The organism is Novipirellula rosea (genome assembly GCF_039541335.1).
In the GTDB taxonomy this organism is placed as follows: Bacteria; Planctomycetota; Planctomycetia; order Pirellulales; family Pirellulaceae; genus Novipirellula; species Novipirellula rosea.
Genome location: NZ_BAABGA010000082.1, coordinates 176,429 through 188,666, shown reverse-complemented (window position 1 = coordinate 188,666; position 12,238 = coordinate 176,429). Strand labels below are relative to the sequence as shown.

Sequence of the window (12,238 nt, the reverse complement as noted above, 5' to 3'; positions counted from 1 at the left end):
AATCCCCGCATTGACCTTGCGTGCCTCCACCATTCGTTGTGACCACGTCACTGTCCAGTTTGACAATGGCATTCGCGCCGTTGACGAGGTCCAGGCCGATATTCCCGCAGGCAAGATCAGCACGTTGATTGGTCCGAGCGGTTGTGGGAAAACGACGCTGCTGCGGTTGATCGCCGGATTGCAGTCGCCGGTTTCCGGCAAAGTGCAATTTGTGGACAGCACGGCGGCGCGTCGTCGTGGCGATGTGGCGTTTGTCTTCCAGCAACCTTCGCTATTGCCGTGGCGAGACACGCTCGGCAATGTGTTGCTGCCGCTCGAGTTGATCGCCCGCGATACCGCGTCGCAGCGACGTGACAAAGCGGCGGCGATGCTGGACATGGTGGGACTCGGCGACGCACTGTATCGCCATCCGCATCAGTTGTCCGGAGGCATGAAGATGCGTGTCTCCTTAGCGCGTGCCTTGGTCACCGAACCGAGTGTGCTGTTGATGGACGAACCCTTCGCGGCGCTCGATGACATGCTGCGGAATTCACTCGGTCAATTGCTGCTGAAACTCTGGCGAGATCTTTCGCTTAGCGTGGTGATGGTGACACACAATATCGCGGAATCGTGTCTGTTGTCGCATCACATCTTGGTGATGCACCACGGCAAAATCACGCATACGATGGACAATCCGCTGGCCTGGCCGCGTGATGAGCAACTGCGTCGCACCGCCGAATTTGGCAAGTTTTATGGTGCGGTCAGCGATACGCTGAGGGGCACGTCGTGATCAATTCTCCGACTTGGAAATCGCTTGCCCAAAGTGTCGTTTCGGTGATCGCAGGAGCCCTGGTGCTGTTGGCGATGTGGAAGGGCGTGATCTGGTATTTCGCGTTGCCGCCCATTCTGCTGCCGTCGCCGAGCCAAGTGTTTTCAACGGCGGTCGAGGAACGCCAATCGCTGTTTCGCGGCACCTACGTCACCGGGCTAGCGGCCACGGTGGGATTGTTTTCAGCCGTCGTGATTGGATGCGTGATCTCGATTGCGTTCAGCCAATCACGATCGATTCGCAAAGCGTTTTTCCCTTACGTGGTTTTTTTGCAAACCGTTCCCATCGTCGCGATCGCACCGCTATTGATCACGTGGAGCGGTTACCAATTTCGCACCGTCGTGATCGTGACGGTCATCGTGTGTTTGTTTCCCATCGTCAATAGCGTCACCGAGGGACTGCTAGCGATTCAAACCGATTTGAATGATATGTTCCGACTCTATGGGGCTTCGCGAACACAGCGGTTGTTAAAACTGCAATTGCCAACGGCGATTCCCTATTTGATGCTTGGCATGAAAACGAGCAGCGGGCTTGCGGTGATTGGAGCCATTGTCGCCGAGTTTTTTGTTGGCAATGGATCGAACTACGATGGGCTGGGAACGCTGATGACTGGTTGGCAAGGATTTCAGCGAACCGACGCGCTGATTGCCGCGATTTTTGCGTCGACGGTTTTGGGATTGTTGCTGTTCGCTGTCGTCAACCTGCTCGCCGCGACGGTGTTTCATCGTTGGACATCGACCGATCGCAAAAGGTAACGAGTTCGGGTCTCTCTGCTTTCATTGTGACCTCGGTTCGCTTACGCTTGGGGACCGAGCGAATGAAAAATCGAAGCATCACGACGAGGGACAAAAATGCGAATCGGAGTGCCCAAGGAAACTTGGCCGGGTGAATTGCGAACCGCGTTGGTGCCCGCCAATGCTAAGAAGCTGATCCGTAGTGGATTTGAAATCGTAGCCGAATCCGGCCTCGGTCTCGGTTCGGGTTTCAGCGACGAAGCCTACATTGACGCGGGCGTCACGTTGCACTCCGATCGACAATCCATTTTGGCCGATTCCGATCTGGTTTTGCGGGTCCGCAAGCCTGACGCGAGTGAGGTCAGTGGTCTTCGGCGGGGCGGGATCCACATCAGTTTCCTCGATCCGTTCAATGAACAAGCGTTGGTCAATTCGCTGGCCACACACGGGGTGACCGCGATCTCGATGGAGATGATCCCGCGGAGCACACGGGCTCAGAAAATGGACGCGCTCTCGTCCCAAGCCAACTTGGCGGGCTACGTCACCGTGATCCAAGCGGCTTATCACAGCGTCAAGGCGTTCCCGATGATGATGACGCCCTCGGGGACCATCCGTCCCTGCCGCGTGTTTGTGATTGGTGTGGGAGTCGCGGGGCTGCAAGCGATCGCGACAGCAAAACGGCTTGGGGCTCGCGTCGAGGCCTTTGACACTCGGCCGGTGACCGCGGAACAAGTTCGTTCGTTGGGGGCAAAGTTTGTCGAGATTGATCTGGGCGAAGTCGGGCAAACCGAACAAGGCTACGCCAAAGCACTGACCGACGAGCAGATTGCATTGCAAAAAGAGGGGCAAAAGAAAGTCATCGCGGAATCCGATGTCGTCATCACGACGGCTCAGTTGTTTGGCCGACGCGCCCCAGTCATCGTGACTCGCGATATGCTCGAGGCGATGCAACCCGGCAGTGTGGTGGTCGATATGGCAGTCGAGTCGGGCGGCAATGTCGAAGGCTCGGTGCTTAACCAGATCACTGAAATCGGCGGAGTAAAGGTGATCGGGCAAGGCAACCTGCCATCGGAGGTCAGCCGCAACGCCAGCGAAATGTACTCCAATAATCTGCTGAACTTGATCGAAGAGTTTTGGGATAGCGAGACCAAGCAATTGGAACTCAACCCCGACGACGAAATCATCCAGGCGGCGGTCATTACCCGCGAGGGTGAAATTGTTAACGAAACCATCCGAAACCTGAATGCGTAAGCGAGAACAATCATGGGAATGGAAGCGGTCTATCTCGGCTTCGTTTTGATGCTGTCGATTTTTTTGGGCTTTGAATTGATTTCCAAAGTGCCGGCGACGCTGCACACACCGTTGATGTCCGGGGCGAATGCCATCTCGGGGATCACCGTGGTCGGCGCGATCACCTCGGCCGGTGCCGGGATGAGCGATTGGGCCACGGCACTCGGCGCGATCGCCGTCTTTTTTGCGATGGTCAACGTCGTCGGCGGTTACATGGTGACCGACCGCATGCTCGGTATGTTCAAGAAAAAAGAAGCTCCCGTCAAAGACCAAGTTTGAAAAAAGGCGATCCATGAGTGCGGAACTAATCGGCGCTGTTTACATCTTCGCCGCGGTACTTTTTATCTACGGTTTGAAATTGCTTAGCTCTCCCGCCACCGCGGTGCGAGGCAATTTGATTTCGTCGCTGGCCATGCTGGTCGCAGTCCTGGTCACGCTGGCGTCCAGCGAGATCATCGATTACCGCTGGATCGCCGTTGCCGCAGTTGCCGGCACGCTCGTCGGCGCGGTTGCCGCGCGTCGTGTTGCGATGACCGGGATGCCCGAAATGGTGGCGTTATTCAACGGTTCGGGCGGGATCGCAAGTCTGTTGGTCGGTTGGGCGGCGCTTTACATGAGCGACAGCCCTCACATTTCGACGGTGGTCGCCACCCCCGACACGCCCGCAGTATCGGCGTTCACGATGATCACAATTCTGATCTCGATCCTGATCGGCGGCGTCACGTTCTCAGGCAGTTTGGTGGCTTGGGGGAAATTGTCGGAAACGATCAGCAGTGCGGCGATGTCGCTGCCGGGCCAGCGGTTCCTCAGTTTGTTTAATGTGTTTGCCCTGCTCGCATGCAGCGTCTTGATCTTTTTTCAGCCCGCTTGGACGCTGCCGTTGATTATCGCGGTGATCGTGTTGTCCTTGATCTTGGGGGTGATGGCCGTGATGCCAATCGGCGGTGCCGACATGCCGGTCGTGATCTCGCTGCTGAATAGTTACTCAGGGCTGGCTGCATGTGCTGCGGGACTTGCAATCGATAATTCGATTTTGATTGTGGCCGGTTCGCTGGTTGGGGCCGCGGGGATCATTTTGACGAACATCATGTGCAAGGCGATGAATCGTTCGCTTAGCAATGTGCTTTTCTCTGGCTTTGCCGCGACCACGCAAGCAACGAAAGTCGAAGGCGAGGTCAAGCCGATCTCTGCCGATGACGCCTACCTGATCCTCGAAGCCGCATCGTCGGTCGTGATGGTGCCGGGCTACGGCATGGCGGTCGCCCAGGCTCAACACGTGGTGCGTGAATTAGGGGAATTGCTCGAAGCCAATGGGGCCGAAGTCAGCTACGCGATCCATCCCGTGGCCGGTCGCATGCCCGGACACATGAACGTTTTGTTAGCCGAAGCCAATGTGCCGTACGACCAATTGGTCGAAATGGAAGACATCAACCGGCGGATCGAAAACGTCGATGTCGCGGTCGTGATCGGAGCGAACGATGTTGTTAATCCGGCCGCTCGCGAGGACGAGAACAGTCCGATTTATGGCATGCCGATCATCAATGTCGATTATGCCCGCACCGTGTTTGTATTGAAACGTTCGATGGCTTCCGGGTTTTCCGGAGTCGATAATCCGCTGTTCTTTGGCCAAAACACGCGGATGCTTTTCGGTGATGCCAAACAGTCATTGTCCGCCGTGATTGCACAGTTCAAAAACTGAGCTTATCGTGAGATGATCTGATGCAAAGTAAGTAATTGACGTAGTGGATCTTGCTAAAGATCCTTCACAAGGGATCTTTAGCAAGATCCACTACTGGGAGGACTGCGTCACTCATGAGTTTATCGACCTCCGATCCAAACGAAGAAAATTGTCATGATCTTGAGCCACCCGTCCACGATGTTGCGGTCTGTATTCATCCTCATTGGCTGTGTCTTGATCAGCGGTTGTGAATTCTCGGATTCATCGACAAATCCGTCGCCACCGCCGATTGTTGGTGGCGACGCTCTGAGATCCGCGGCGGTTCAATTGAATTGGTTTCCCGAATCCGAGCATGGTGGTTTGTATCAAGCCGCCGCCGATGGAACGTTCCAGTCACACGGATTGGATGTAGAGATCCGGCCTGGCGGGCGGCAAAGCCCCGTGGCTCCGGAATTGGTCTTGGGACGTGTCCAGTTCGCGATGGCCAACGCCGACGATGTGGTGTTGTTTCGTAATCAAGGTGCCGACATCGTGGCGGTGTTAGCGACGATGCAGAATCATCCTCGCTGTATCTTGGTTCGCGAAGACAGCGGCGTGAAGAAGTTCGAGGATCTCGCCGGCAAAACGCTGCAGCGGCAAGGGGGCCGAGCGTTTCTTGAGTTCATGCGTTCCAAGGGATTGCTGGATCAAGTCAAAGAGGTTCCCTATCATGGCAGCGTTTCGTCGCTAGTGACGGACAAGAATGTCGCGATCCAAGCGTACTCGTTCGCGGAACCATTGTTGGCGGAACAACAAGGGGTCAAAGTTCGCAAGTTGATGCTCAGCGATATCGGCTGGAATCCGTACTCAAGCGTTTTGATCACCACCGGTGACATGGTTCGCAACCAACCCGAGTTAGTTCAAGATTTTGTCGATGCCACGCGTGAAGGTTGGCAGCACTACTTGGACGATCCCGCATTAGGCAACGAGGCAATTCTGAAGGCGAACCAGCACGGCATGACGATCGAAGCGCTTCGATTCGGGCATCAGGAACTCAAAACGCTCGCCTTGCCCGACGGCATGTCGCCGGAATCACTTGGCGAAATGACGGACGCGCGTTGGCAGACGTTGGTCTCTCAAATGGTCGAGCTCGGCCTCGTCGATGGCGACAAAGTCCACGCCACCGACTGCTTCACACCCCAGTTTACCAAAAAGGTGTCGGACACCTTTTTGGTGGAATAGGCGGCATGGGTGGTTTGCGGTGGTGCCTGGTTTGTGTTAATCCGTTGAGGGATTCTCGGCGGGGAGCAGTTCTTTCGGGGCGGGGGTCCCGAAGTCGATGGCTTCGTCGCGAAGCATCGCTGCCGCAAGATGCCGATTCCATTTATTCGTTGGCGAGCGTGCTGCTAACCGCAGGTACGCTTCGCCGAGGCTCCGGTCGCCGCTGTGCCACAAAAACTTTCCAATGAAATAGTTCAAGTTGGTCGGGTCACCCAGAGGTGCCGTGCGGACTAAGGCATCGACCTTGTCGCGATCGAACGCTGGCGAAGGCTCGGTTTGTGAATCAAGCAGCAGCTGTGCCAGCGTCACTTCCACTTCGTGTCCCGCTGGTGGTGCGTCCTTTTGAGCGGCAACACGCACCAGTAGTCGGCGAGCCGCTTCCGTTTCCCGCAGTTCGGTCGCAAGCATGGCTGCGTGAAGGCCATCCCAAGGATTGGCTCCCGAATCATAGAGTCTTTGAAAACGCAGGGCGGCCTGCGACGTATAGCCTTGAAGTTGATCGAGGACGGCAAGTGTTTGCTGGTGACCTTCGAGAGGTTCGCCAATGGATTGCAGGTAGCGTTTTGCAAACGCAAACGCTTGCTCGACGTTACCCGATCCCGTTCGCCGACAGAAGAAATACCAGTCCAGCGATTTGCTGTCGTATCGCTGAGACAATCGCTGTACCCAGAGTTCGGCGGCTTCGTTATCGCCAAGTGCTTCGTGACAGTTAATCGCGGCAATCATCGCCCACGCAGCCCAAGATTGTGCTGCTTGCTCGGCATAAGGTAACGCTTCGGCGAATTCCCCCCGGCTCATGTAGTGCTCGGCAATTTGCACTCGGATTCGATCTTGGTCCAAGCCGGAAGCGGGAAGTTCGAGTGAGGCCGACAACGTTTCGAGCCATTGTTTGGTTTTCCCCTGCTGCCCATAGAGATTAGCGAGTGTTTCGAAACTCTTTGCCGTGGGATACAGTTCAATGAGTCTTAGCAATAGCCGTTCAGCATCGCTCCAACTCTCGGCCGCAAGATACTGTTGAGTCAGGTTCTCGAGCACCAACGAGTTGTTTTCAAAATCCGATTCGAGTCGGCTGCGTTGTTGATCGTTCAGCGATCCCCAGCGGTATCGAATGTGCCCGACGGCATACATTGGCGACTTTGGACTGACCGATCGCAAGAAAAATGTCGCTGTGTCTCCCAGCGATGCATGACCACGTTGCAATTGAAAAACTAAATCTCGGTAGACGAGATCCTGATTGTCAATTCCTTTGATCATCACTTGGTCAGCAAATGGACGATATAAATCCGCAAAGTAAATTGCCATTGGCTGTAGCGAAACTTCCATATCGTCCAAGTCGATGGATTCAAGAAAGCGAGGTAGCTGTTGGACGTTTATGTCCAGAGTTCGTCCGTAGCCCAGCAGTCCTTGTTCGTAGGGGTGACCGCTAATCAACGGGCTTAACCCGGACACGAGTGCGGACATCTCATTTAAAGGCAATCCTAGGTGATTGCCTTGGACAAACAGAAGATCCGCCGCCTGTGCAAAATTTACTTCTCGAATCAACTGTCCGAGAAAATCCCAAGAGAGCTCGCCGTTATCGCGGCGTACCTGTCCAGCATCATGCAATTCGTTGATCAGCTGTAGGCGTAGCCCCATTTCTTGCCGCATCGCATCATTGTCCAACCCCGCCTCGGCGGCTCGATCGGTAATGTTTCTGATCGACGATGGCAGTTCTGCGGATTGGGCCAACCGATCATAGAGCGTTTGAGCAAAAGCGCCCAGTGCTGCTGCGGTGGCGCCGCGTTTGACCCCCAGCGTCGCACGATGTGACAAGAAATGATAGGCGGGCAAACAGGCCTCTTGTTCCTTGACCAGATTTATTGCTGCCTCGGCGGCGAACGCGTGATCTTCGAGCGGCTCGACCGCCAAAAACTGCAGGTATCGCACCAGCGAGCGTTGCGACGGATCGGCTGCCAATTTTTCCAGCGTATCCGCATCGAAACGTACAAACGCTTTGATCACTTCCGTGGGCAGCGTCAAGTCAACTTTCTGCTCGGCCAATAAATCGAGCTGATCCAGCGCAGTTTGGTGACGCCCCAGTAGAGCAAGTACATAGATGTAAGATTGTCGCGCATCATCCGAGTCCGACGTGCGGGCGAGCAAGCGGTGGGAATACAGCAGTGCCCGTGCTTTGAGTGCTTGGTGGGCAGGGCTGCGGAGAAACGCGGTAAGCGTGCCGAGCCGTGCGTAGGACTCTGCCAATGCAGCCAGGCTCTGCGGTGACTCGCCGCTGGTTCGATGAATTTGATGCAGCGCACGGATCGCATTGAATTGCGAAACCAGGTCCCATTGGGAACTGGACTGCACCACGTTATCGGGAAGGGAACTGTTCTCGAGAATGGCATTCGAGTTGCCTTGGTATCCAACCTCCCTAAGGACTTTCGGAAACTCATTTCGCGACAATTGTTCCACCGCCGCCGCGATCTCCTCAATCGCCTCGGGACGCGGACGCGATAGTTGGACCGTCTTCTCGAAGACCGTTTGCGGAATCGGAGCATCGTCGCGAAAAATGCTGATTTCAAGTCGATCTGAATGTTGCAAAAATAAATCGCCTGGGATCGACGAGACAATCTGAACCGAGCCCTTCGTCGTGTCTTGTGCCGCCGCCGGTTTGTCGGAATCGACAAGTGACTCACGCAGCGTCGCATCGCGAGTCCGTAAACCCAATTCATCTCGCGCCGAAATCAATAGCGACTGGCGTACCAATTCACGCAGCAGTAGTCCGCGGTGAAAGCTAGTCCGGCCCGACGGATCGCCACTGTAAGACTTTAGCAGCAGTGCATCGGGTCTAAACGGCAATGGTGGTTTTGTCGCTCGCGACGACTGAACCAGCTTAGCGACGTCGTGAAGAGCCGCGTGTGAGTCGCCATCGACGGGACTCTCGGCACGGACATTGGAAAAGAGAGTGCAAAACAGCAGAATGCCAGATATCCACCAACGCATATGTATGACTCCGTCGAGAATCCGTATCAGGGGGGCGAACAGGGGAACGCTGTTCCGGAAAAGGGGGGCCAGGAAACGCGTCACGCAATACTTGCGTTCGAAATCCGCAATGACGCCCTCAAGAACTCTGGACATCCTACTTGAATGTCATCCGAGGGGGAACTCAATTCTACAGCGGAGCCGCTGTCGATCGCTAAGTCTATGGATTGCAAGCCGGAACATTATCGAAATTAAGGGCGATTCACCCGCGGCCAAGACTCACGCGGGCAAGACCAGCGTAGCGATCGTCGTATCGACATTCAGAATTAGAAACTGGCCCCAATTTCATAGCAATCAGAAGCGTCGATTCCGCGGACTTGGTGAAATTCGCTCAAGCAACGAAGTGGCCTTTTCCACCCCCTGCTGCAAATTGGCTCCCACGCCTTTGTTTGCTCGGCCGGCTTTCATGACCGCGCGAGAACTCCACAGAATGCAGCTTCTGCCAAACACCGAACATGATCCCCGGCAAATCGCTTCTGCTATTTTCTAACCTGCCATATTTTAACCTTCTCGCTCGGCCGCGGCGGCCTGCGGTATCGTCGACGCCGGAGGTGAAGGCGGTAGGAAACAGACGAAGTGTGAGCCGAAGACCAGGACCGGAGACCAGGACCGAAGAACAGGACTGAAAACAGGCTGGAAGCCTATTCTACGTTTTACGCGGCGCGGCGGCGGCGTTTGTCGGGCTCGATGTGGCAACCGAGACTCTCGATTTCAAGTCGCAACAATTGCCGTGTCACGTCATTGGCGGTGGGGCGATCGCTGGGGCGAGGCGAGATCATCGTCTCAACCAGTTCGGCTACCGGCGAAAGCAACAAGTCGCTGGCCGCTTCGACCCGTGTTAACCATTGCCAAAGGATCCGCCCGAGCGAGAAGATGTCTGACGCCGGTAACGCTACCATCTTGTCCGTCATCGTTTCGGGGGCCGCGTACTCAGGCGTGCCACGAAACAATCGTTTGGGCGAACAGTGCACACGCTCGGCAAAGCCAAGGTCGATCAGCGTCACGTGGCCGGTCGCACCGACCATCACGTTCATCGGCTTCACGTCGCCGTGCACCCAGCCGCCTGCATGCATTGCTTCAAGTGCTTGTGCGACTTGACGTACCAACCACAAACCCACGGGAAGCGGTTTGCGAGGCTGTTGATTCAAGTGCTCGTGCATCGTCAACGCGTCCAACCGCGGCATCACTAAAAAGGGCGATGTGCCGGAATCCGATGCGTCCAAGACCGCGATCAAATTGGGATGAAACACCTCGGTCGCGCACGCCGTGAACTGCTGGATTTGCCGCAGCGATTCGATCGTGTTTTCTCCAATCCCACGTCGTACGACGTAATCCCAGCGAGGGCTGCCGGTGGCGTCGGCTGGTTGAGCGTAGGCCAATTCCGCCGTGTCGCCTTGGTGGATCCGTTTTCCAAGTCGCCAAATACCCAAGATCGATCCGCGCGAGTCGGTGGGGCGTGTTGCTGCAGTATTTGGATTTTTCGTTGAAACTTTGGACATCGTAAGTTTCCCCACCCGCGTGTTGAACTAAGAAGAAGATAGAGGGCAACGCATCCTCGCTACCGAATCGCCCCGACGTTGTCGGAGCGTTCCACCGTCAAAGCATCGACCAGTCAGCCTAGCTAGGTCGAACCGCTAAAGACGGAACCCTAGAAACATCCGAAACTGCCTAACCGGAACGACCGTTCGGGTTTGCAGGGCAGCCCTGCATCGACCTGGCGTTTTGCACACTCCTGACGCGTAAAGTGACTCGCTCGCAGCCATGTTGAAGATCTTCGGGACGGATTGGCCGCGACTCCGTAACTGCGGTATCGGTGCCATTGGGTGCTGACAGCGAGCGATGAAGTTCCGTTATGATGGGGGTTCGATTTTCCAAATCTCGATTTCACATTTTGTTAGGCGCTCGCTGTGCGATATTTATCGTTTGCAATTTGCATGTTGTTGTTGGTCGGATGTGGTTCATCCAAGCAGAACACGTCGACGGACGGTTCCTCTGCGAATGCGTCGGCTCCGACCAAGGGTTCGGGCCGTTTTCCGCTGGAGGCCGGCAAATACACGGTTCTGGGGATTCTGACCGACAACCAAGACAACAGCAAAGCGAAAGAGAACGCCGAAACGACGCTATTAACGAATCCCGACGTCGCTTGTCTCGTCGGGCTGTGGAACATCAATACGCCGATGATCTTGGCGGCACTCCGCAGCAGTGATGCGGTGGGCAAGGTCAAGGTGGTGGCGTTTGACGAGCACCAAGAAACGCTGGCCGGAATTCGCGAAGGCACGGTCGTCGGAACGATTGTCCAACAGCCCTACGATTTTGGTTATCGCAGTGTCCAGTGGTTGACGATGCTCGCCAAAGACAAGCCAGTCGAGGTGCCCGAGTCAGGGCTGATCTATATACCGCACGATACGATCACGCCGGAAAATGTCCAAACATTCTCGGACCGCATCGATGCGATCAAGGCCGGGAATGGCCCCGAGTTGTCGCCCGAATCGGATCTTGATGGGAAAGGCGTACATGTGGCGTTTATCAGTAACAGCATCGATCCGTTTTGGACGCTGGCCGAATTTGGCTGCAACAAAGCTGCTGAGCAATTTGGATGCAAAGTCGATGTGCAGATGCCGTCGACCGGTTCGATCGAAGAACAAAAACGCTATCTCGAAACGAACGCTGCGAACAAGCTTGATGGGGTTGCGATCAGTCCGATCGACCCGGCGAACCAAGTCGGCATGATCAACGAAGCGTGTGAGTCGATGACGGTGATCTGCCAAGACAGTGACGCACCGACGTCAAAACGCAAATTCTATCTTGGCACCAGTAACTACATGGCCGGCCGAGCGGCGGGCAAGTTGATCAAAAACGCGTTGCCCGACGGAGGCAAGGTGATGATGTTTGTCGGCAAAATGGAAGTCCTGAACGCTCAAGAGCGGAGCCAGGGAATTATCGACGAACTGTCCGACAAACCTGTCCCAGAGGTCTTTCTGCAGTAGTCCAGTGTTGGAATTGGCTTCCAGCCTGTCGTTGAGTCTATGACGAGCCTGGACGCCGTTCCCACAGCTGAATTGCTTGCCCAATCGTTACCACCGGACCGATTCGGGCGAAACGGCGAGAATCGAGCTGAGAATCCTCGAGTCACCACGACAGGGTGTCGAATTTGACTCGATAGGTGACGTAAGTTTCGGCAAAGGAAGAAGCGATTCATCCTTTTCGACAATTCTCTGATCACGACCAAGGTTCGCCCATGTCATCGATTCATCCTGCCGTCGCGAGTGTACTGAACGCTCGCAACGATGCGACGCAACAGAAAGTGCAGATCGCAGTGATTGCCAAAGGCATGGACGTGCAGAAGCAAACCGGCGATGCGATCAACGCCATGCTTGAACAGGCCAAGCAGGTTCAATCGCAAATCTCAAGCGGACATATCGACGTCCGCGTCTAAGTTGAGCTCGG

At 55.5% G+C, this 12,238-nt stretch carries 10 protein-coding genes; 8 read left to right on the top strand and 2 right to left on the bottom strand.

Annotated elements, in window-relative coordinates:
- The first annotated feature begins 10 nt into the window (after positions 1–10).
- The 6 genes from ABD971_RS27715 to ABD971_RS27690 all read left to right on the top strand — a co-directional run bounded on the left by ABD971_RS27715 (position 11) and on the right by ABD971_RS27690 (position 5,731).
- Positions 11–769 carry an ABC transporter ATP-binding protein gene (locus ABD971_RS27715; RefSeq protein WP_345327016.1) on the top strand — a complete coding sequence of 253 codons (759 nt, stop codon included), beginning with the start codon at positions 11–13 and terminating at the stop codon, positions 767–769.
- Positions 766–1,563 carry an ABC transporter permease gene (locus ABD971_RS27710; protein WP_345327015.1) on the top strand — a complete coding sequence of 266 codons (798 nt, stop codon included), beginning with the start codon at positions 766–768 and terminating at the stop codon, positions 1,561–1,563. Before ABD971_RS27715 ends, ABD971_RS27710 begins: the two co-directional genes overlap by 4 nt.
- A 96-nt stretch (positions 1,564–1,659) precedes the next feature.
- Entirely contained in the window at positions 1,660–2,793 is a 1,134-nt protein-coding gene (locus ABD971_RS27705) for a Re/Si-specific NAD(P)(+) transhydrogenase subunit alpha (protein ID WP_345327014.1), read from the top strand.
- Between the two features lie 12 nt (positions 2,794–2,805).
- Positions 2,806–3,111, top strand: coding sequence for an NAD(P) transhydrogenase subunit alpha part 2 (locus ABD971_RS27700; RefSeq protein WP_425571380.1), 306 nt, complete (start codon positions 2,806–2,808; stop codon positions 3,109–3,111).
- Between the two features lie 13 nt (positions 3,112–3,124).
- Complete coding sequence (locus ABD971_RS27695; protein ID WP_339937442.1) at positions 3,125–4,531, top strand: NAD(P)(+) transhydrogenase (Re/Si-specific) subunit beta; 1,407 nt, start codon at positions 3,125–3,127, stop codon at positions 4,529–4,531.
- Positions 4,532–4,684: 153 nt separating this feature from the next.
- Entirely contained in the window at positions 4,685–5,731 is a 1,047-nt protein-coding gene (locus ABD971_RS27690) for an ABC transporter substrate-binding protein (RefSeq protein WP_345327013.1), read from the top strand.
- Positions 5,732–5,767: 36 nt separating this feature from the next.
- Here ABD971_RS27690 and ABD971_RS27685 read toward each other — a convergent pair whose 3' ends face one another.
- Positions 5,768–8,752 (bottom strand): tetratricopeptide repeat protein, encoded by a 2,985-nt coding sequence (locus ABD971_RS27685; protein WP_345327012.1) that lies wholly within the window; start codon positions 8,750–8,752, stop codon positions 5,768–5,770.
- Between the two features lie 692 nt (positions 8,753–9,444).
- Positions 9,445–10,290, bottom strand: a complete 846-nt coding sequence (locus tag ABD971_RS27680) for a protein kinase family protein (protein ID WP_339937436.1) — start codon at positions 10,288–10,290, stop codon at positions 9,445–9,447.
- 408 nt (positions 10,291–10,698) lie between these two features.
- On the opposite strand from ABD971_RS27680, the gene ABD971_RS27675 reads away from it, so the two are divergent.
- Both ABD971_RS27675 and ABD971_RS27670 read left to right on the top strand, forming a co-directional pair.
- The gene (locus ABD971_RS27675; RefSeq protein ID WP_339937434.1) at positions 10,699–11,778 is read left to right on the top strand and encodes a substrate-binding domain-containing protein; all 1,080 of its coding nucleotides are present in this window, start codon (positions 10,699–10,701) and stop codon (positions 11,776–11,778) included.
- A gap of 251 nt (positions 11,779–12,029) precedes the next feature.
- Entirely contained in the window at positions 12,030–12,227 is a 198-nt protein-coding gene (locus tag ABD971_RS27670; protein ID WP_345327011.1) for a putative motility protein, read from the top strand.
- Positions 12,228–12,238 lie beyond the last annotated feature (11 nt).